The organism is Sphingomonas carotinifaciens (assembly GCF_009789535.1).
GTDB lineage: Bacteria > Pseudomonadota > Alphaproteobacteria > Sphingomonadales > Sphingomonadaceae > Sphingomonas > Sphingomonas carotinifaciens.
Genome location: NZ_WSUT01000007.1, coordinates 146655 through 167646, shown reverse-complemented (window position 1 = coordinate 167646; position 20992 = coordinate 146655). Strand labels below are relative to the sequence as shown.

Here is a 20992-nt window from a genome sequence, read left to right as displayed (position 1 = left end):
TGAGCGGCCGCCAGAAGCGGTGGCACGAGACGATCACGAGGTAAGGTAAGCCTTCGAAAGTCGCGGAGGCTCGACATGACGGGCGCTCCTGCCCAACTCATCAGTAGACGCTGAAGCTGATCCTAGGCGTCCCAAGGGCGAGTTCTGGAGCGTCCTCGTCGTGCTCGTCCCGATCGCGGCCATGTAGCTGCATCACCACGTCGGCCGCCGGCGCCCAGCCTTCGGAAACCTGTGAAAGCTCCACGAGCGTCGCGTTGGTCTGCAGGATCATGATTTGGATCAGCAGAAGGAGCAGGCGGGTGTGATGGCGGAATTTGAGGATCGCGGGCTCCTCGTCGATCCTATACTCAGATCCCTTACCCCAATCCTCCGGATGCGGCCGCGCCAGGGAGCCGTGGGCCACGTCATTACGGAAACATCGGAGCAGTTCCGCGGCCACCGCCGCCAACGCGCCCTCCTGCAGGAGCGTCCGTAACTCCGGCGTGTCGAGGACCTTGGGCGCGAAGAACTCGATCGAAGCGAGGAGGCAGTCCTTGAGCCAGGGGAAGTGTGCGTCGCCGTGCTGACTGCGCAGCAGATCCCGACCCAGGGCACCTTTCGGCCGCCGCCCTTGGCTGGGTCCGGCCGCCAGTTCCACGGCTCCCTCGTATGCGCTCCAGCAAAGATTGAATACGACTATCCCGGCCAGATGCCGCTCCGATAGGATCGATAGCGCCTCATCGAAGTCGGCTGCGGAGCTGCACAGGTAGTTGTTGCCGGATAGGTCGGTGTCCGCCTGCAGGTTGCGCAGTGAAGCGGCTAGGTGGAGGTTCTCAGATATCGCTTCCCATCCTGCCTCGCCGCAACGGACGCGAAGCTCGTCTGCGACGAAACAGAGGCGGGTTACATGCAGCCGGAGGTTGATCAGAGGGCCGTCCGGCTTGCTGCCGTGCCAGATAGGGTCAAGAGCACTCGCTTCTTTCATCGACCGTAAGCCTCGCCGAAAGCCATGATGCCGATAAGCGCTATCGACTTCCTGCCCGATGCGTGCCGTCTTAGTGAGCTGCGGACGCACGGCATAGCGGATCGTCTGGCGGCGCCTGCTGACAAGTAGCGCCCTAACGTGACTGCAGGGCCAGGCTCAGCCGGCCCGACCCCGCTGATCATTATTCTCGGCTCAGCGTCGCCGGCTGACGGAGCTGCTGCACCGTGCATCGCCAGCCGCTTATGCAGCACTGTTTTGGAGGCCGGAACGCGCCGAAGCCGATCATCGCCAGCGCTTCACCGATCGCACTTCCCGCTCAACTCTTGCGCCGGGTGCGGGCGCTCCTCGACGTGGCCTTGCTCTTGGCTACTGCAGGGGCGGACGAGCGCTTTACTGGCGGCGGCACCCCCTCAACGGTGGTCATGGCGAGTTCGGCGGCGGCGCGCAGCTCGGACAGGTCCAGAGCACCATCGCTTCCGGGCACCACACCTCCCGCGTGCAGCATCCAGCGATCCCAATTCGCGTCGTCGCGCCAGGCGAAGCTCCCCAGCTCGCCCTTGATCTGCGGCCTTCCTCTACGTTCAAGCGCGAACGCGATCGTGATGCGGCGGCGGTGGAGACCCACTAACGTGAAGATCGAGGACTCGCCGCGGTTGTGAAAGAGGGAGAACGACTTCCCTTCCCAGATAGAGCCGAGGCTCACGCCTTGCCCCTCCTCGACGAGTTCCTGCGGCTCCGGCATCGCCCAGCTAGTCGGGATGGCCAGACCCCAGATCTCCCGCCAGAGGGTATGGAAAGCCAGCGCGAACTCCGCCCTTGTGAGTTCGGCCACAGCTCGGGCGGCGTAGTAGTCGCTGAGCTCTTTCCACTCGATCTCGGGTGGCAGGGACTCGGCGTCGACTGCCAGCAGGGCGTCCACGGCGGCGCGGGTCGCGGCGTCGGTCAGGTAGGCGACGACGCTGTTCGGGAGCACCGTGTTCTCGGCATCGCTCATGTGAACCGGTCCCAGATGTGCCGCCGGAAGGCCCGGAAGTCCTCGTCGTCGACGCCGGTCGCGAGCTCGCGCTCGAACCTGCGGAGAAAGCCGCTCCAATGGACGAACTTCCATCCGCTGTTGCGACTTAGCCGCTGTCGCGTGCTCTTCTTGGAACTGCGCGCGAGGACCACGAGTGCGCCGGTGGGGCGACCTTTGGATCGGCCCTCTACGGCCAGGCCGGCATCCCGCGCCACCGCCGCGTATGCCCCCAGCGGATTCTTCAGCCCGCTGTCGATCTTCACCTCAATCGCAGCACCAAAGGTCCTGCTTCCGGTTCGACCTGTAACGAGCAGGTCGACGCGTCCCCCTACGGCGGTCACCTCCGCGCGCGCCAGGGAGGTGTCGAACGCTGCCGGAAGCTCGACGCCGGCGCAGGGTAGTGCCCTGAGGAACGCCGCCATCCGCGCGGGTCCGCCGTCATTTAGGAAGTCCGCCATCGGCCGCGTGATCTGCGTTTCGGTCATTCGCAGCCAGGGCAAAGGCTCTACGTCGAGTGCGCTAATCTTCCCTTCCCCGGTCATGAACCGCCGTGGGGCATCCGACTCCACCCCGGCGCCCAGTAGTTCCCTTCGGCTCGAAAGCCAGGAGGCGTCCCGGGCGTCGATGCCGATCTTGTCGGCCCAGCGCCGCAGCGCATTAGCTTTCGCCGTCTCGCGCGACCGTCGGGCGAGCGCGAGCTGCTCGCGGAGGCTGGGCGCTGGGTAATCGTCGCATGGCTCACCCAGCGTGCGGGAGCCCATCCGGGCGGCCTTGTTCGCCGATTGCGACATCCGTGACTCCCAGCTCTGTACCCGCTGTAGGGCTAACTTGGATACTACGAAGGGACAACGCTTGCGAGAACAGCCCCGTCGTTCGGGACGCGTCGGGGCCGTGCGGGTGGTTGAAGGGCACGCCGCTGGCTCCACCGTTCCAAGATCTGGAAGACGTAGCGACATCGCGACGCTTGCCATCGAGTTCGAAGGTGTTTGGCGGAACCTCCTCGGAATGGACGAGGTGGAAAATGCGGTCGAATCGCTTCTCGATCAACATGAACGACTAGCAGAGGCTGAGGAGCCGGAAAGAGGCCACGAACGAAAGGATTTGGGTCTTGCCGAAGGAGAGTACGCGGCAGCTCGCCACCAAATTTCGTCATTCATCCGTGTTTACGTGTTTGATTGGCTAAAAGCAGAACCGACGTTGCTCTTCTATAGCTAGCCGAAAGCTCGCCAGTTGCCCTAACGAAATCAGGTAGAAATGCATCTCGCGTGACCGGCATGTTCAAAGGCGGCTTTGCTCTCGGTATGATGGCGAAGGATTTCGCAGTCGCTGCCGAGCTCGCCGACGCCATGGGATCGACATCGCCCACGGAGCACCTGGTGGTGTCGCTCTGAGCCGATGCGCACGACGCGCTCGAACAGGGAGCCGATCACACCGAGATCAGTCGCTACCTCGAAACGCATGATGACTCAGTACCCCCGTCCTCGCCAACTGACTTGTTGTATCCGGGCGCTATGCGGGTCGCTACCCTCTCCCCAAAAGCGTTCGGGTGCGGCAGGACGTCAGGCGTTCGCACAGGAAGGGTTCCCGGATGCAGATGCCCGCGTATATTGACTTCGACATCAATGCGCTGACCGACGAAATTACCTCGGAAATGCGGCATCGCTGTAATGTGATTGCCAACACAATCGCGGCGTCCGAGAAACTGGAACGCTACACCGCGACGGTAACCTCCTTCGTTAGGTGCATCAACGCGGATTTCTTCGCGTTTATCGAGCAGCTCGATCGAAAGCTGCGCGACCAGGATTTCGGCTCCGCCAAACTGACGATCGACGATGACCAGCCTGAGTTGGTAGGATCGCTTTTACCGTATCCCGAGTGGACCATCCGGGGCTTCGCGCTGCTTTGCGGGCGCCTCGCCATAACGCTGAACTACAAAGTGGCGGGCGAAATGGTTCGTTCCCAGGACATATCGGCCAGGGTGCTGTTTTTCCCCAACGAAGGCTATCTGGAATGGTCCGAGGATTCACTGGAAGTTTTCCGCAGCCACCGGGACAAGGCTGTCGGCAAGCCGGAGTTCGGGCAGGAATTCTTTGAGGATCTGGTCTCCCGCATAGGTATCAAGAAACGCGGCTTCGACATACGACATGGGGAAAATGGGGATATGATGCGCTTCGACCCGCAGATCCTCGTGCTGCGTAAGATATGCTTGGATCCGGCTTGGCCGGGCTGGCCGTTAGGCTAACTGACCGGCAGGTTATGAGCCGGAGCCGGCATACAGCGGAGCCGCTTGGAACGGCAGGATTGTCACAAACCTTGCCGTTCCAATCGCCGACCCAACGTTGCCGAAGACCCGATTGATCGACATGAACGAATGACCGAAGCTGGGAAGCGCCTCGGGCGCCCTGAATGGCCGGATGTGGGTCGTCACGCCGTGCCGAATGACGGCATGTAACGCGCAGGCGGCGGACCCGCGGGTGGCACGTCATGGTGCCTCTGGTCGGATTAGCGCGTTGGGCGGTGATGATGAAGATCGTGTTTGACGGGCGCCAGCTTGCGCACGCCCCAGCCCGCGAAATGCACAACGGCGACTGGACCGCGTTTCAGGAAACGCCGGCGCGTGCCGAGGCGATCCTGGCGGCGATCGGGCCGGCCGGACCTGCGCGGGACTTCGGCATGGACCCGTTGCTGGCGGTGCATGATGCCGCCTATCTCGATTTCCTGAAGATCGCACATGCCGACTGGCGGGCCGCCGGGCGCACAGGCGATGCGATCGGCTATGCGTGGCCGATTGTCGGGCGCCGTCCGATCGACCTGACCCGGATCGACGCGCGGCTCGGCCGTTACAGCTATGATGCCGTGACGCCGATCGCCGCCGGCACCTGGGATGCGGCCTATTGGTCGGCGCAGTCCGCGCTGACTGCGCTCGATGCAGTCGCCGAGGGCGCTTCCGGCGCCTTCGCCTTGTGCCGCCCGCCGGGCCATCACGCCGGCCGCGATTACTGCGGCGGCTATTGTTTCCTCAACAGCGCCGCCATCGTCGCAGCCGAAGCGCGCCGGCGGGGACTGGGTCCGGTCGCGATCCTCGACGTCGACTATCATCACGGCAACGGCACGCAGGATATATTTCTGGCCGATCCCTCGATCCTGTTCGTCTCGATCCACGCCGATCCGGTTGCCGATTATCCCTTCTACTGGGGGCACCCCGACGAGGACGGGGAAGGGGCGGGGCGGGGTGCCACGCTCAACTTGCCGCTGCCGCGGGGAACGGGCTGGGGGACCTATCGCCCCGCACTCGACCGTGCGCTGGCGGCGATCGCGGACTTCGGTACGCGGTTCCTGGTCTTGTCCTTCGGCGCGGATACCTATGCCGGCGACCCGATCTCGCACTTCGCGCTGCAGCGCGACGATTTCGCGGCACTGGCCAGACATATTGCGGCAGCGGGCCTGCCGACCGTCACCGTCATGGAAGGCGGATACGCCGCAGCCGAACTCGGGAACAATGTCGCCGCATTCCTAGCCGGCCTGTCGTCGAACGGCTGATGCGGGTCATGCCGGTGGAGCACAACAGAGATTACGGAGAAGCCTGATGAACGAGATCGTTGACTACACGCCGCCCAAGGTCTGGGCCTGGGACAAGTCAGGCGGAGGCCGCTTTTCCAGCATCAACCGCCCGATCGCCGGTGCCACGCACGAGAAGGCGCTACCGGTCGGTAAGCACCCGCTACAGCTCTATTCGCTCGCGACGCCTAACGGCGTGAAGGTGACCGTGATGCTCGAGGAGTTGCTTGCCGCCGGTCATAGGGGGGCCGAATATGATGCCTGGCTGATCAGGATCATGGAGGGGGACCAGTTCGGCAGCGGCTTCGTCGAGGTCAATCCCAATTCCAAGATCCCCGCGCTGGTCGATCGCAGTGGCGCGAACCCCATCAGGGTATTCGAGTCGGGATCGATCCTGGTCTATCTCGCCGAGAAATTCGGCGCGTTCCTCCCGACCGATGCCGCAAAGCGCGCCGAGGTCCTGTCGTGGCTATTCTGGCAGATGGGTGCCGGGCCGATGCTGGGTGGCGGCTTTGGGCATTTCTATGCCTATGCCCCCGTGAAGATCGAATATGCAATCGACCGTTTCGCGATGGAAGCGAAGCGCCAGCTCGACGTCCTGGACCGACGCCTGGGCGAGAGCGAATATGTCGGGGGCGATGCCTATTCGATCGCCGACATGGCGGTGTGGCCCTGGTACGGCGCGCTCGTGACGGGGCAGGTGTATGACGCCGGCGAGTTTCTCGAGGTGGACGCATATAAGAACGTCCTGCGCTGGACCGACCTGGTCGGCGCGCGACCGGCAGTCCGGCGTGGCCGGATGGTGAACCGGATCATGGGCGATCCCGCCAGCCAGCTCCACGAGCGCCATGATGCGGGCGACTTCGACACCAGGACGCAGGACAAGCTGGAAAGAGCGGCGGTGGAAAGCCGGACGCCGTGACGCGCTGGGGCCGCACGGACTGATGTCAGCCGCCCGGGTGGTAGCCGCGCTTGACATGTCCCTTCAGGTCTTCGGGATGGAAATATACCGGGCGCAGCCCGCGTTCTGCGTGGTGCCGAATCTGATCGGCGAAGTGCGGCGATGCCGGGTTGCCGCTCTGGCCCGCGGCCATCACGGCCATCACGGCCATCACGGTCATCGCCTTCAGCGGATCGGCGTAACGCCTCCATGAGTCAGTCCCATCCAGAACAAAAGCAAAATCTTGTCTGACGGGCTTACTCTAAAACTGCGAACCGATATGAACGAATGGCTATTTGTGGGTCGTAGCGCAGTGCGCTTGAGTGTCTGCTTGTGGGTCGTTAAAGCGCTTGTCCCAAAGAAGTCGCTCAATCATAAGCGGCATCGCACGGGCTTGCATCTTCGATAGCTTGGCGGTCACAACTCGAAAGTACATCCGTTTCAGCATTTTCGTTCAAGTATCCGATAGAACGCCTCGGCCACCAGTGCGCATTTCATACGTTGAGGAAGTGTCGTACGATGAATTTCGCGGCCTAGGAACGTAAAATTTGGCTATTGGATGCGCACGCGGCCGGCTGTAATTTCGAGGCTTCGGATCAAGGAAGTAATCCATTGGTCTCGATTAAGGCTCGGGTTCATTGCGAGCTGAGTGGAGGCGCCTACGAGAGCCTGGACGTGAATCATGGTCGTCGTTGCCAAACCAAGCGGAAGGCTGATCTCCCCGCGGTCGAACGAACGTTGTAGCTGATCTCGGATGTAGTTGTTCTGTATGTCGTGGATCGCAGCGACGCCAGCCGGCGCTTTATCCATCGTCACGATCTTCGCTGCGAATTCGAATGCGAGGCGGATGCGCCGTGCGGCGTCGGCTACGCGAGAATCATAGACGTTGGCGACATTAAATTCGACATACTCATCCCACGTCTCGCACGTTTTAAGGGGAGGCAACTCCTCGTTCCCCAAGGTGCAGGCGGCGACGACGACCTCCTCGATGGTCGCAAAGTGGGTGTAGAGCGCCCCGACGGAGACACCGGCGGCGCTGCAGATGTCCCGCTGCGATGTGTTGGCGACGCCCTTCTCTAGCAGCACGCCGAGCGCCGCCCGAGCGATCCCGTCGCGCTGCGCGCGCATGTAAGCCTCATCCCGCTTCGGCATAATACCCTCTACCCGCGACTTTGCCGTTCTGCCCTAAAAAGATGCTTGCTAAAATAAAAAACCGAGCGCACCATCTCTTTTATTGGTTTCGCACCTTCTTGATGGTGGCGGCTGCTCCATCGTTGCGACGCCATCGCATAGACGCGAGACGCGAGACGCGTCGAGGAGGGGGTAGGTAATGAAATTGATGTCCAAAACCCGGATGATGGCGTCGTGCTCGGCGAGTGTGCTCCTGCTGACCCTCGCGTCGCCCGCTTTCGCGCAGGCAGGCGCCACTCAGGCCGAGCGGAACCAACCCGTCAGTACATCGGCCGGCGCGCCGGACGACATCGTGGTCACTGCACGGAAGCGCGAGGAGCGAGCCCTGGACGTGCCGATCGCGTTGTCAGCCGTGACGGGCGAGACGCTTGAGCGGCGCGGTGCGGACAATCTCGCCGACTTCCTGCAAGAGGCGCCAGGCGTCGGCATCTACGATCAGGGCAACGGTCAGCAGAAGATCACCATCCGCGGCATCTCGACCTCGCTCGGCGCGAACGAGAACGGCTATTATCTCGACGATCTACCCTTCACCGGCGTCACCGTGCCGATCTCGCCGGACGTCCGCGCCTGGGATCTCGACCGCGTCGAGGTTCTGCGCGGGCCGCAAGGCACCCTGTTTGGCGAGGGCTCGATGGGCGGCACGGTCCGCATCCTAACGAAGGGCGCCGACCTGAACGAATGGGAAGCGAAGGGCACCTCGTTCCTGTCCTCGACCGAGGATGGCGGTACGAACCGGGGCATCAAGGGCGCGTTCAACGCCCCCATCATTCCCGGGGTGCTCGCGGTCCGTGTTGCGGGCACCGCCGAGCACTTCGATGGCTGGATCGACAATCCGACCGCCGGCACTAGCAACGTCAACAAGCAGGACTTCACCACCTTCCGTGCGAAAGCGCGTTTCGACCCCACCGACCGCCTGTCGATCACCGGTAGTTACTGGAAATATCGCGCCGATCTGCCCGGCGGCAACAACCAGGCGACCGATGAGGGCAACCAGTCTCTCGCGCTGACGCTCGGGGCGAGTACCCGATACGAGCTCTACGGCGCTACGGCACGTTACGACTTCGGCGGTGCAGCGCTGTTCTACGGGTACGCTCACAATAGCTTCGATTCGATCCAATCGGGCACGTACCTGGGCGGCACCATCACGGCTCCGATCGGCATCGACGTCGATTCCCATGAGGTTCGTCTGTCATCGAACGGCTCAGGTCGTTTGCAGTGGACGATCGGCGGCTATCTCCGCAACGCGCTCCGGCAGGATGCGACGGTTTTCGCGCTATTCGGGCTCGACAGCCGGGATCGCACCAAATCCGATGCCAAGGCTGTGTTCGGCGAGGCTACCTATGAGCTGCCTTCCCTCAACGTCGACCTGACCGCCGGCCTGCGGTACTATGAGGAGAAGCGGAGCGGAACCGAGTTCACGGGTACGGTCGGGACGGCTAAGCCTGAAGACACGTACATGAGCTGGAATCCGCGGTTCAGCGTCGCGTGGCATCCAAGCGACCGCAGCACTATCTATGCAAGCGCCGCGAAAGGCTTCCGCCCTGGCCAGCTCCAGCCACTCACTGCTGTGGCGCTGGCCGGCATCTCGGGGATCACTCTGCCCGCCACATTGAAGCAGGATTATCTCTGGACCTACGAGGTAGGCGCCAAGGCCGATCTGTTCGATCGCCTTCTCACCGTGGAGGGCGCCGTCTACTACACCGACTGGAATGACGTCACCGTCCGCTTCCCGATCGGCACCACCGGCTTCAACGGCCTTATCAACTCGAACGGCACCCACACTAAGGGCGTCGAGCTCAGCGCCGTGGTGCGCCCGTTCAGGGGCCTCAGTCTCAGCGCCAGTGGTGCCTACAACGATGCCGAATATACCGGCGCAGTCGCTGGCACGGGGATCGTCGATGGTACGCCGGTCGACGATGTCGCCAAGTTCACGGCGAATGCCTCGGCCGATTACCGGACCAACATCAGCGAAGCTGTGGCCGCCTTCGGCCGAGTGGGTTGGCAGCATAGCTCTCCGCGTACCAACCAGACCTTCTCGATCTATCGGGCGGGTGACACCATCGACCTCGTCGATGCTAGGATCGGCTTCGATCTCGCCAACCTGTCGATCGCGGCGTTCGTTGACAATCTCACCAACGAAAGGGGGGCGCTGAGCTTCCGCACGGTGACGCCGCTCACGGCGACCCTCAACGACATCATCGCCGTGCGCACGCGGCCGCGCACCATCGGCCTGGAGCTGACCGCACGCTTCGGCGGGTCGGTGCGCTGATGAACCGGCTCGCGACCTCTCGCGCTGTCCTAATGATGGGTGTGTGCGCGCTTGCGGCGCCGACCTTCGCTCAGACCGACCGGTTGAACCCGGACCGTCCAGGTACGGCCGTGCTCACGGGTACGCCGGCAAGGACGCTGACCGATCCGCGTAGCCTGACGTCGCCTGCGAAGGCGGACGCCAGGCCCGTGCCGGTCGCCGACCTCTTCTTCACCCGCTCCAGCTACTTCGCCAGCTGGCTGCCGGACGGACAGGTCCTAATGGCGCCCGACATCACCGGTCGCATAAATCTGTGGCGCGTTCCCAAGGGGGGCGGCTTTCCCCTCCAGCTCCAGCAGTCGGAGGACAAGTCCTTCTTCCCAATAGCAACGCCGGACGGGAAGACGATCGTTTACGCCTCCGACAAGGGCGGAGCTGAGATCTACGACATCTTCGCCATTCCTGCGAACGGCGGAGAGGCGGTCAACCTGACTTCGACGGCAGAGGTGACGGAGAGCGGACCGTTCGCCGTCTCAATGGACTCCAGGCTGCTCGCCTTCAATACGCGGGAGAAGACCTCCGCTACCAGTAATTTGGCGGTGATCGACCTCAGGACACGCAAGGTTCGCGTGCTGACGGACGACAAAGAGGCAGTCTACTGGTTGCCCAAGGGTTTCAGCCCCGATGGGCGTTACGTCTATGCCAATCGGATGCCGAACTCGCTGGCGAACAGCTCCGTCTGGCGTGTTGAGGTCTCTACCGGCAAGGCGAAGCAGATCGCGGGTGGAGCGCAGGCGCCATTTGAGGCGCTGACCGCGGTTTCGCCGGACGGAAAACTGCTGTCGCTCACCAGCGAGAACGCGGCAGGGTTGCGGCAAGCCGTCGTCCTCGATCTAGCCAGTGGACAGCGCGCGGCGGTGAACCCTGGGCCTTGGCCGCAGGTCGCGGGCGTGTTCTCGCCCGATGGTCGGTCGGTTGTTGCCAGCGCCAATGTGAACGGCCGCGACGAAGTCTATGTCTTCGACGTTGCCGCGAAGCGCGCAAGGCGGCTGGCGCTTCCCGATGGCCGGGTCAGCGATCCTTTCGGCCTGCTGCCGGCCTTCTCCCCCGATGGTCATCAGCTCCTGTTCCCCCATTCTTCAGGGTCGGCACCCTTCGACTACTGGACCCATGATCTAACGACCGGTCAAACGACGCGACTGACCCGTTTAAGCCTCGCGAGCATCGACCCGGACGCGCTGCCCCGCACCAGCGTCGTCAACTACAAGAGTGCAGACGGCACGGTGGTCAGCGCCATCCTCTGGATGCCGTGGAATTTGAAGCGGGACGGCTCGGCCCCGGTCGTGGTCATGCCGCATGGCGGCCCCACCTATCAGACGACCGACGAGTTCGACCGCCTCGCCACCGCTCTTTCGTCGCGGGGATACATTGTGATCGCGCCCAATCCGCGCGGCTCGACCGGCTACGGCCGCGCGTTCGAGATCGCGAACCGAAAGGACCTGGGCGGGCGCGACCTCGAGGACGAAGCCGCGGCAGCGAAGCTGCTGATCGCATCGGGCTACGCCGATCCCAAGAAGATCGGAATCACGGGCGGCTCCTACGGCGGCTTCATGACAGCGATGGCGATCGGCCGCATGCCCGACTTCTGGGCGGCGGCCGTGGCGCAGTACGGGATCGTCGATTGGAAAACGATGCGCGAACGCGCGTCGCCGGCGCTCCGTGAGTACGTAACCGCTCTGCTGGGCGATCCGGCTATTGATCCCGAAGTCTACAAGCGCACAAGTCCGATGACCTACCTGCGCGACGCTAAGGCGCCGCTCCTGGTTCTCCAGGGCACCAACGACATTCGTGTCCCCGCTTTCGAGGCGGAGCAGATGGTGAAGGTGCTGAAGGATAACGGACGCATCGTCGACGCGAAGTTCTACCCCGAGGAGGGGCACGGCTTCGTAAAGCGGGAGAACCAGATCGACGCGGCCGTGCGCACGGTGGCGTGGTTCGACAAATATCTGAAGAAGGAGCGTTAGGGTATATCGCCGTTCGTCGACGCTCTTCGACGCTCCGGATCGCCACGCCCGCGTTTTACTGCCATAACCGCAGGCGATCCATCTGCGGGTTTGGCATGCCCGAGGGGGCGCGCTTGAACGTAACGAATGAGACCGTCTGCGAGCCGGCAGCCCCTGCGCCGGGTGATGAGGCGGATACGACGCCGCCGCGTGCCTGGTTTGCACTCGGCGTCCTCCTCGCTGTCACGCTGCTCACGCTGCTCGGGCGTCAGATGCTCTCGCTTCTCGCACCCGCGATCGCGGCGGACCTCCGGCTTTCCGATCGCAACCTCGGCGTGACGCTGGGGATCGGTTTTGCCGGCGCGTCACTCCTGTGCGCTTATCCGATCGCGTGGCTCGCAGATCGTTACGACCGCCGCATCATGCTCGGAGCGTGCATCCTCGTGTGGGCGACGGGCGCGCTGGTATGTGGGTACGCCGATGGAATGTGGCAGTTGTTCGGGGCGACTGCGCTGATCGGCATTGCGGAAGCCGGTCTCGGACCGGTCGTTCTCGCGGTAATTCCCGACCTGTTCACCGGTCGACGTCGCCTTACCGCGAACCTTGTCTTCTACATGGCCGGCCTGCTCGGCGCGTCCGTCGTCTACATAATTGGCGGCGCGTTGGCTTCGGGCGTAGAGGGCGCGAAAATCGCAATGCCGGTCGGATCGAGTTCGACGGCCGCGTGGCGGCTGGCCTTCGCCATCGTTGGATGCTCCGCACCGCTGCTGATCGCGCTGCTGGCCTGCGTGCGAATGGATCGCCGCCAGCCCGTAGCGCTACAGCGACTCGGATCGCCGCTGCTCACGCACCTTGCCGTCCAACGGCGTCCCGTCGTCCTCATCGTGGGTGCCTTCCTGCTCTTCATGCTCGCCAGCAGCGGTGCGCTGATTTGGATTCCGACGGCGAGCACGCGCCTGTTTGGCGCTAGTCCGTTGGCAAATGGCGTAGGCGTCGGTGTCGGCCTTGCGCTCGGCACCCTGGCCGGCACCGGCCTGACCTCTATGCTGTTGAAGCGCACCCTACTGGCCGCGTCGGAGCCCGTCAGCGTTATCGCCGTCCGGCTGGCTTGGCGTGCCGCCCTGCCAGCCCTGCCTGCGCTCTTCGCGCTTCAATTCATCTCTCGCGCTGCCGGTGGTTTCATCCTGTTCGTCATCTTCATGGCTTCCAGCGCGGCGGTCGGATCGCTTCTCCCAACCGTGCTCCAGGACATGGTGCCGAGCGCGATGCGTGCCCGCTTCCTCGCGATCTGGACAATCGCGGCCGGCATCGTCGGCGGCATCGCCCCCGCACTGATCGGCGCTGTATCTTCGCTGCTCGGCAATACGCCGCAGGCTCTCCTTTCCGCGATCACCTGGACCGCACTACCGGCGTGGTCGATGATGGTAATCCTCTTCTATGCGGCGGAACGGCCTGTCTTGCGCCTGAGAGCGGCGGTGACCTCGGCGGAGGCGGGCTGGTGAACGAAGCTCCGCGGGCCATAGGCGTCGAACAGCAAGGCAATGTTCCCGATCTTCGACATGGCCGCTTCGAGGACGCTTATGCGCTCGCCGTGGGCTGCGTGCTGATCGCGGTCGGACTTGCCATGCTCCACGCGGCCCGCCTAGTGACGGGCGGGACGGCTGGGATCGCTCTCCTGATCTCAAGCCTAATGCCGGTCAGTCCGGGGCCGCTGTTCGCCCTCCTCAACCTGCCGTTCTTCTGGCTCGCGGCGCGTATGATGGGGGGATGGTTCACCGTCCGGACGATCGCCGTCAGCATCGGGATCGCCGGGCTGACGCTCCTTGTGGAGACGACGACGCGGATCGCCAGTGGCAATCCGGCCGTTGCCGCGATCGCGGCGGGCAACTTGATCGGGATGGGAACGCTCGCCGTCGCGCGACATGGCGCCGGTGTCGGGGGGGTAGGGGTCGTCACGCTCTGGCTGCAGAAGACGCGGCGATGGAACGCTGGACGGACGCAGATCGCGATCGACTTGACGATCCTCGCGGTATCGGCCGCCTTCCTGCCCCTCGATCGCATCCTATGGTCCGGGGTGAGTGTCGTGGCTGTCGGGACAGTCGTCTTCCTGTGGCACCGACCCGGCAGATACGCCGGCTTCTCATAGACCGAGGGGCGACGCTCGCTAGCGACGACGCGTCGGGAGGTCGGGAATCATCGGCGCGGTTCGATTGACGAAAGACTTCAAAGCGAAACTGCTCTGGACGTGTGCAACACCGCCGATACCGGTAAGCCGCTCGAGGAAGGTGCGGTAGTGCTCGAGCCCCCGCACCACAACGCGAAGGAGGAAGTCAGCACCTCCCGACATTTGATGCCCACTCATCACCTCGGGCATATTAGACACCTGCTGCTCGAACGCCCCGATCGCCTCGCTCGTCTGACGTTCGAGCGTCACCGACACGAACGCGACCATGCCGCCCATGAGAACGTCCTCGTCCAGTCGGGCGGAGTAGCCTGCAATGATCCCACGCTCTTCGAGCTGCCGTACGCGGCGAAGCGTTGGTGTAAGCGATAGGCCCACCGCCTCCGCCAAGTCGCGCCAGCTGATCCGACCGTCGTCGGCCAAGCGACGAAGGATCCGTCTGTCGATGGGGTCGAGTTTGACTTCTTGGTCCAAAGCCGCCTCATAGTCATGTTGGCATAGGTCAAATGCCCTACCGTAACGCAGATTGATAGCGCGATTTGGAAACAACGTGTCGCCGACCTCGTGTAATCTACCTGAGCAAAAAGGTGGTAGGGGACGGATTTTGTCGACGTTTCAGTTTCTCCAGAATTCGACGCCGGTCGGAGATGCCGAGCGGGCGGCTCTGCTGCGCGAACCACAGTTCGGAAGCGTCTTCACCGATCACATGGCAACGCTGCGCTGGAGCGTGGAGCGCGGCTGGCACGATGGGCGGATCGAGGCAGTCGCCCCGCTGTCCTACCATCCCGCAAATGCCGCCTTCCATTATGGTCAACAGATCTTCGAGGGCATGAAAGCGTATCGGTGCGACGGAAACGCATTGCTGTTCCGACCGGTGGAGAATGCTCGGCGCCTGGCGCGATCGGCCGAACGCATGGCGATGGTATGTCCGCCCGAAGACTTGTTCCTCGAGGCCATCGAGAGCTTGGTGAATGTCGATGCACGCTGGATTCCAGATGGAGACGGTAGCCTCTACCTGCGCCCCTTCGTCATTGCCGACGACGTCTTCCTCGGCGTCAGACCTGCCTCACGTTACCTGTTCTGCGTTATCGCGAGCCCCGTTGGATCATACTTCAAAGGCGGCGCGCAGCCGATCACCGTTTGGGTGTCGGAGACTTACAGCCGTGCAGCACGCGGTGGGACTGGCGCTGCGAAGTGCGGCGGCAACTATGCGGGCAGCCTGATCGCACAATCGGAAGCGATCGAGCAAGGCTGCGATCAGGTCGTCTTCCTCGACGCCGCGGAAGGCCGGTGGATCGAGGAGCTGGGCGGCATGAACATCTTCTTCGTTCTGGACGACGGCGAGCTGGTGACGCCACCATTGGGAACGATCCTGCCCGGTGTCACGCGGGACGCCGTCATCACCCTCGCCAGGCAGGCGGGCCGCCGCGTCACCGAACGCCCTTACTCCTTTGACCAATGGCGCTCCGACGCGGCGAGCGGCCGATTGGTCGAGACGTTCGTGTGCGGCACAGCGGCAACGATCGTGCCCGTTGGCCAAGTCCGGTTCGCCTCGGGCGATTTCATTGTGGCCGATGGGAGTTGCGGTTCGCTGACTGCGGAACTCCGCGACCTTCTGCAGGACATCCAGAGGGGCCGCGCCGACGACCCGCACGGGTGGAGGTACTCCATCAAGCTGGGAAGCGGGTGGAAGGCTCGTAACGTCGCATATGTTTGACAGCGCGAGCGCCGCAGCCGGAGGAACGGCAACGACGAGCGTGTTACGAGCGCGGTTGATGATCCTTGCCTCGGGCGCAACCTGCGATGCGATCCAGCGCCCGCACATCCAACTCTGTGGCGATAGCACGATCCTCATGACCTTCTCGGCGATCAGGACCGACGCCTTCGTCGTGGTGGAGGTGGATGGAGAGGCCGCCGATGCCTGCGGGGATGAAGTCGTGATCGCGCTGGATCGCGGGTTTGTCGCGGACATTGATGCCGACCTTCGATCGGGTAGCTGGCACCTCTGCCCGGAGCTGAGGGGGATCCTATCAGATATGCGCGTCAGGAGGCCGGCAGGTCGGCTCGATAGGCTGTATATCCAGGCGAAGGCCACTGAGCTCGCATGTCGCACGGCCGAGCTGCTTACGGCAGGCGCTCTCACACCGTCATCAGGTTCTCGAGACCTGTCTGAGTTCGACGCGAGGCGCGTAGTGCGCGCCCGGGATTTGATCCATCAGCGCTTTGCCGAGGACCTGACACTTCACGGCATCGCCCGCGCATGCGGCCTGAACCGATCGCTTTTGAGCCGAGGGTTCAGGCTGATGTTCGGGAAATCCGTAGCGCAATATCTGGCCCACACGCGGCTGGACGCGGCACGCCGGCTGCTCGTCACCTCCGATCTCGTCATCTCGTCGGTGGGCCATGCCTGCGGGTACTCAAACAACGCGGCTTTCACGCGCGCCTTCGGACGCCGGTTCGGCGTCCCGCCCTCTGTCACACGCCGTCAGGTGCACCTACCACCCTGTCCCGCTTTATCCGAGCGCTGACCGACGCTAACGAGAGTCGCTACGCTGGCCAAGCCACGACTGTGATATCGCACTGATACGGTAACGCTGGCCGTCTCAGAACCGACACGTCACGTCGGCCGGACACGTACTGAAACAAGGTGATCAAATAGCGCCTTTGTTCTCGCGTAGGGAGGAACCGCCATCGAAGCAGCAATAGCTGCGGAATCGGTCCGTATTTTGCCGTTTCCCAAATTATCGGGTAAGATTGCGTCGGCTTTCGATCGTCGATCCTGTGTTTGGGAATCTGAGCTTTTTAATAGGTCGTCACCTTCGGCAGCTTGTATGACACGCAGGCTGTTGCGAGCCACCGTTGGATCGATCCGAATTACCGGCATCGCTGGGGGCGAGATCCTCGTGCGGGCCGCCAGTCTCTTCTCCGCATAATAGCGGATCTTCCTGCCGTAAGTGGCGTGCATCCCGCGGCGGAACACAAGAAGGTCATCTTCAGGTAACATCTCTACTTCCTGGGGGAGCATCAGCGCCCGCCGTTGGTCGGAAAGCGACGTAGAGCCACCCCCGCCACCCCAAGTGCTTCTCGAGCGAGATCGGGATTTGAAGGTATAGGTGCCGAGCTGTTCGGAAATCTTCTTCGCGTCGGACAAGCCGGCCGGGCGTAGAACGAGCCGTACAGCGCAGTTGCGTTCGATGTCGGCGGCAACCTTGTCGCCATATACTCCTTGGATCTGCTCAATGGATTGAAATGCGGGCAAGAGTCTAAGGCCATAGCCCGCGACATAGCTAAAGGCGTCTGCCAGCACGGTGCATTTGCCTAGGCTGGCGAACTCATCGAGAGCAAGTAGCACCTTCACCTGGTGTCGACCTCCCTTCGGAAGCTCGCGCACGTTCAGATCGACGAGTTGTTGGAATAGCAGGCCGTATATCGGTGCGGCTCGATCGAGATCGTCGGGAGACACGCCGAGGTACAACGATATGCGCTGGTCGCGGAACTCACGGAGATCGAAATCGCTCTCGGACGTCGCCGCATCGACATACGGGTTCAGCCATGCGTTGACCTTCGCGGTGACCGACTGGCGTAGACCCGTGAAGGTGTTCGCCGAGGAGGACGTGTAGTCGCGGATCGCGGACTCACAGCCGCCGGAAAGCGGTTTGCCGGCCGCTTTTCGTTGCTCGATGATCTTGGGGAACCGTCGCTGTGCGTCACCGGCGGCAAACTGGCGGTAGACCTCTCCGAAGGTGAAGGGGAGGGCGTCCTCTCCATCGTCGGCCGTTGCGGCGATGTAGGCGGCGACCCCGAGAAACGCCGTGCGCGCGCCCTCGGCCCAGAACGAGTCGCCCGTCAGCGGATCTGGAAAGAGCATCACCGCAATCTTCTGAAGCTCGTTGATCACCTCCACCGGATCGCGACGATTGATGTAGCTGAGCGGGTTGTAACGGGCTGTCCGCCCGGAAGGATCGAGGGGATTGAACAGCACGACCCGCTGCCCCAGCTCCTTCAGGCGAAAGCCTGCTGTATGGTCCCAATTCTCCTGTTTGATGTCGAGCACCACAAGTGAATCCGGCCAGTCGAGAAGGTTCGGGATGATGACCCCGACCCCTTTGCCGGCGCGTGTCGGAGCCTCCAACAGCACATGCTCGGATCCGTCGAACCGCATCACCTTGCCGCCGAACTTGCCCAGGACAATACCCGATTTGCCGAGCAGCTTGCCCTTGCGAACCTCGCCGGGGCGCGACCAGCGCGCCTCACCATGAAGCGTCTGACGTCGAAAAAGCGACGACACAATCATGCCGGTTGTAAGCGCCAAGCCGACGCCAAAACCGATGAGGAACGGCGTGTAGACGATCGGATAGGTGCGCATCGCCCAAAGCGCCCCCGGCACCATCCGCCATTTTGTGCCAGCGTTGAGCAGATGCGCGCTCCAGAGAACGGCCACGGCACCGAGCGCGGCGCTGACCGCCAACCCGATCACCGCCAGGAAGATAATAGGGCCGGGCTGAGCCCCCTCGCTGCTGCGCACCCACTTGCCGTTCACGCACCCTCCTCAGTCGCGGGGCTTGCCCGCCGGGTCAAACCAGACCTCGGTCATCCGATAGCGGGCCGGTCGCCCCTCGCCCGGCGGCAGTCGATCCATTTGCACTACGATGTCGACGAGGGAGCGCAGCAGCGCTCGAATGTCGTGCCGATCGAGGTCGTTACCCCCTTCCGATTCTTTGACGAGAAGCGTGAGCTGTTCGAGCGCTCCCTCGGCAGTGTTGGCATGCACCGTGGTGATCGAACCAGGATGGCCGCTGTTGACGTTCCTGAGATAGAAGAAGGCGGTTTCATCCCGCAGCTCTTGAAGAAGGATGCGGTCTGGACGCATCCGCAAGGCGGACTCGAGAAGCTCCTTTGCCCCAGCTTTCTGCAGGCCCTTGCCGTCCTTGGCGTACATCATATGGACGCGATTGCGCTGCGGCACGACGAGTTCACGCGTATCCTCGATCGTGAGGATACGTTCATGCTCCGGGATCAACTTGATGAGGCCCTTGGAGAAGCTGGTTTTCCCCGAGCCCGTGGCCCCGGAGATGAGGATATTCTTCTTCGCTTCTACCGCGAGGCGAAAGAAACCCGGCCAGTCTCCAACTACGCGGCGTCTCAGCAATTCGGCATCGACCTCCTCGTGCAGCCCTTTGGCGCGCACCTCACTGAAGAGCCCCGCCCGCTCGAAGTCATCGATGTCCATCATCACGCCCGACGCCTTGCGAACCGTGATCGAGATGAAGCCCTGCTCCACGGCCGGGGGAACAACGACCTGGGCACGCTCACCGCCAGGCAGGACGGAGGAAACGATGGGATATTCCGCGCTGACGTCCTGCTTGGTGCAGCCTGCGATCAGCCGTGCGAGCGTCATCAGCGACGCGGTGTCGAGTGCGGGCTCCTCATGCCACTCCCAACCCGCACGGGTTTCGAGCCCGATCAGCCCGGGTTCGTTGATGACGAGTTCGGTGACATCGGGCCGCTCAAGATGCCGGCTGATAGGCTCCGCATTATGGGCGTAAAGCAGCGATACGGAACTTGACGCCATGTCAGCGCCTCAAGCGAACTTCGTACACTGACCGGAAGTCGAAGTCCTTGGCCACGAAGATCGCGGCGGTATCGCCTTGGTTCTTCTTTAGGATGGGTCTTACCTGCATCGTTTGCTGGAGGACCGTGTTGGCCGTGTTCCCGGGCACTTGCGTTGAATAGGTGCCTTCCCCCTGAACGGCTCGGCTTGCGATGTTGGACGCATCCTCCAGGACGGAGATCACGAGGCCGAGGCCGAAGCGGGACCAGAATTGCGTATCGACGCCCCCGGGCAAACCTGCACGACCAAGGCTGTCAGCCGCAGGTGACCCCAGATCGATCGCAACGCCCCGCGGCGTCAGCGCACGCGTCCAGAGGACGAAGAGGCGCGCCTGCCCCTGCGTGATGCCTCCGGAATATTGCCCAAGCACCTTCGTACCCTTGTCGAGCAGCACGATACGGCCGTTCTCGGAGAACACGTCATGGTTGATGACGCACGATACGAAGCCAGCCTGGGTCGAGTTGATCGCCGTCTGCAGGGTGCAAGGAATGACCGTCCCGGCGCTCAGCAGGAGACTGCGATCCGTCACCATCGTCGCACGCACGGTCTGTATCGTGGAATGGCTCAGCTGTTCGCTGAAATCCGTCGAGCCCTTTCCCGTCGGAGTAGCGGCGCCGCTCGGCTCTTCAAATCCGCTGCCGCCGAGGTTCCGGCCTGCTACCATCGACTGCCCCTCTGTGCGGTCGCTGCGGCCTTGAAGATCGTCCTGGTCCCGGCGCGCCGCCGCGCCACCCGCGTTCGCGCCCGCGTACGCTGGCGCGCCTGATCCCATCGAGCCGAACGCCATGATCGGTGAACGCCGAGAGGCATCCGCCATGAGCCGCGCTTGTTCCGCGCGTCGCTGGGCTGGTGTCTGCTGGCCGTTTGCGATCGTAGCCGGGCCGGCTGCGGCACCACCCGCTGCCACGACATTGCCGCTCGCATCGACCGCCGGTGCCGCTGGCACTATCGGTCGCCCGAAGATGTCAGTCGCAGGCGCGCCCGGTTGGCCGAGCTGATTGGCGAGCGCTGCCCGCTGCGCGTTGGGGTTAGCCATCACCTCGTCGACGCTGCGTTCGCTGGCTTTGGCAGGCGGCACGGCCGTGGTGGAACTGGTTGGCTGATGGAAGGCCCCATAGCCGATGGCGATTCCGCCGATCGCACCGATCAGGCCAATTCCGGCGCCGACCAGAGCGATATTTCCCCAGCCTCCGTTACGGGTCACCGCGGTTTCCGGTTGCTGCGCCGCGACGGGATCGGGACCCACCGTGCCGCCGCGGTCGATGATTGCTTCGGCCATG

At 63.2% G+C, this 20992-nt stretch carries 20 protein-coding genes; 11 read left to right on the top strand and 9 right to left on the bottom strand.

The window, feature by feature from the left end:
- Window positions 1-100 precede the first annotated feature (100 nt).
- The 3 genes from GQR91_RS18935 to GQR91_RS18925 all read right to left on the bottom strand — a co-directional run bounded on the left by GQR91_RS18935 (window position 101) and on the right by GQR91_RS18925 (window position 2770).
- Entirely contained in the window at window positions 101-964 is an 864-nt protein-coding gene (locus GQR91_RS18935; protein WP_149683024.1) for a hypothetical protein, read from the bottom strand.
- A gap of 316 nt (window positions 965-1280) precedes the next feature.
- Window positions 1281-1958: a hypothetical protein gene (locus GQR91_RS18930; protein WP_160146823.1), complete on the bottom strand. Its 678-nt coding sequence runs from the start codon at window positions 1956-1958 to the stop codon at window positions 1281-1283.
- Window positions 1955-2770 carry a hypothetical protein gene (locus GQR91_RS18925; RefSeq protein ID WP_160146822.1) on the bottom strand — a complete coding sequence of 272 codons (816 nt, stop codon included), beginning with the start codon at window positions 2768-2770 and terminating at the stop codon, window positions 1955-1957. Before GQR91_RS18925 ends, GQR91_RS18930 begins: the two co-directional genes overlap by 4 nt.
- Window positions 2771-2831: 61 nt before the next feature.
- Between GQR91_RS18925 and GQR91_RS18920 the strand changes: the two genes are divergently transcribed.
- The 5 genes from GQR91_RS18920 (at window position 2832) to yghU (ending at window position 6459) form a co-directional block, all read left to right on the top strand.
- Complete coding sequence (locus GQR91_RS18920) at window positions 2832-3194, top strand: hypothetical protein (RefSeq protein WP_149683021.1); 363 nt, start codon at window positions 2832-2834, stop codon at window positions 3192-3194.
- A 50-nt stretch (window positions 3195-3244) separates the two neighbouring features.
- Entirely contained in the window at window positions 3245-3370 is a 126-nt protein-coding gene (locus tag GQR91_RS19845) for a hypothetical protein (RefSeq protein WP_260173207.1), read from the top strand.
- 197 nt (window positions 3371-3567) lie between these two features.
- Complete coding sequence (locus tag GQR91_RS18915; RefSeq protein ID WP_149683020.1) at window positions 3568-4221, top strand: hypothetical protein; 654 nt, start codon at window positions 3568-3570, stop codon at window positions 4219-4221.
- A 281-nt stretch (window positions 4222-4502) separates the two neighbouring features.
- A complete protein-coding gene (locus GQR91_RS18910) occupies window positions 4503-5519 on the top strand; it encodes a histone deacetylase family protein (protein ID WP_149683171.1) in 1017 nt (338 codons plus the stop codon).
- 46 nt (window positions 5520-5565) lie between these two features.
- The gene (gene yghU, locus GQR91_RS18905; protein ID WP_149683019.1) at window positions 5566-6459 is read left to right on the top strand and encodes a glutathione-dependent disulfide-bond oxidoreductase; all 894 of its coding nucleotides are present in this window, start codon (window positions 5566-5568) and stop codon (window positions 6457-6459) included.
- 25 nt (window positions 6460-6484) lie between these two features.
- Here yghU and GQR91_RS18900 read toward each other — a convergent pair whose 3' ends face one another.
- Window positions 6485-6706 carry a penicillin acylase family protein gene (locus tag GQR91_RS18900; protein ID WP_260173210.1) on the bottom strand — a complete coding sequence of 74 codons (222 nt, stop codon included), beginning with the start codon at window positions 6704-6706 and terminating at the stop codon, window positions 6485-6487.
- Window positions 6707-7029: 323 nt separating this feature from the next.
- Window positions 7030-7605, bottom strand: a complete 576-nt coding sequence (locus tag GQR91_RS18895) for a TetR/AcrR family transcriptional regulator (RefSeq protein WP_160146820.1) — start codon at window positions 7603-7605, stop codon at window positions 7030-7032.
- Between the two features lie 202 nt (window positions 7606-7807).
- Between GQR91_RS18895 and GQR91_RS18890 the strand changes: the two genes are divergently transcribed.
- The 4 genes from GQR91_RS18890 to GQR91_RS18875 all read left to right on the top strand — a co-directional run bounded on the left by GQR91_RS18890 (window position 7808) and on the right by GQR91_RS18875 (window position 14065).
- Window positions 7808-9937 (top strand): TonB-dependent receptor, encoded by a 2130-nt coding sequence (locus GQR91_RS18890; RefSeq protein ID WP_235904107.1) that lies wholly within the window; start codon window positions 7808-7810, stop codon window positions 9935-9937.
- Window positions 9937-11940: a S9 family peptidase gene (locus tag GQR91_RS18885; RefSeq protein ID WP_149683016.1), complete on the top strand. Its 2004-nt coding sequence runs from the start codon at window positions 9937-9939 to the stop codon at window positions 11938-11940. Before GQR91_RS18890 ends, GQR91_RS18885 begins: the two co-directional genes overlap by 1 nt.
- Window positions 11941-12053: 113 nt before the next feature.
- Window positions 12054-13421 carry an MFS transporter gene (locus GQR91_RS18880; protein WP_160146819.1) on the top strand — a complete coding sequence of 456 codons (1368 nt, stop codon included), beginning with the start codon at window positions 12054-12056 and terminating at the stop codon, window positions 13419-13421.
- Window positions 13418-14065, top strand: a complete 648-nt coding sequence (locus GQR91_RS18875) for a YitT family protein (protein WP_235904106.1) — start codon at window positions 13418-13420, stop codon at window positions 14063-14065. Before GQR91_RS18880 ends, GQR91_RS18875 begins: the two co-directional genes overlap by 4 nt.
- A gap of 18 nt (window positions 14066-14083) precedes the next feature.
- Here the strand turns inward: GQR91_RS18875 and GQR91_RS18870 are convergent, their stop codons facing one another.
- Entirely contained in the window at window positions 14084-14575 is a 492-nt protein-coding gene (locus GQR91_RS18870) for an Lrp/AsnC family transcriptional regulator (protein ID WP_149683014.1), read from the bottom strand.
- A 127-nt stretch (window positions 14576-14702) separates the two neighbouring features.
- On the opposite strand from GQR91_RS18870, the gene GQR91_RS18865 reads away from it, so the two are divergent.
- Together GQR91_RS18865 and GQR91_RS18860 are read left to right on the top strand one after the other, a co-directional pair.
- Window positions 14703-15818 (top strand): branched-chain amino acid aminotransferase, encoded by a 1116-nt coding sequence (locus GQR91_RS18865; protein ID WP_149683168.1) that lies wholly within the window; start codon window positions 14703-14705, stop codon window positions 15816-15818.
- 58 nt (window positions 15819-15876) lie between these two features.
- Window positions 15877-16629 carry a helix-turn-helix domain-containing protein gene (locus GQR91_RS18860; RefSeq protein ID WP_164727773.1) on the top strand — a complete coding sequence of 251 codons (753 nt, stop codon included), beginning with the start codon at window positions 15877-15879 and terminating at the stop codon, window positions 16627-16629.
- A gap of 89 nt (window positions 16630-16718) precedes the next feature.
- Here the strand turns inward: GQR91_RS18860 and GQR91_RS18855 are convergent, their stop codons facing one another.
- From GQR91_RS18855 to virB10, 3 genes are read right to left on the bottom strand one after another with little or no spacing between them, the layout of a single operon-like run.
- Window positions 16719-18641 carry a type IV secretory system conjugative DNA transfer family protein gene (locus GQR91_RS18855; RefSeq protein ID WP_149683166.1) on the bottom strand — a complete coding sequence of 641 codons (1923 nt, stop codon included), beginning with the start codon at window positions 18639-18641 and terminating at the stop codon, window positions 16719-16721.
- Window positions 18642-18650: 9 nt separating this feature from the next.
- Window positions 18651-19673, bottom strand: coding sequence for a P-type DNA transfer ATPase VirB11 (virB11, locus tag GQR91_RS18850; RefSeq protein ID WP_149683165.1), 1023 nt, complete (start codon window positions 19671-19673; stop codon window positions 18651-18653).
- Window position 19674: 1 nt separating this feature from the next.
- Window positions 19675-20991 carry a type IV secretion system protein VirB10 gene (virB10, locus tag GQR91_RS18845; protein WP_149683164.1) on the bottom strand — a complete coding sequence of 439 codons (1317 nt, stop codon included), beginning with the start codon at window positions 20989-20991 and terminating at the stop codon, window positions 19675-19677.
- Between the last annotated feature and the right edge of the window lies 1 nt (window position 20992).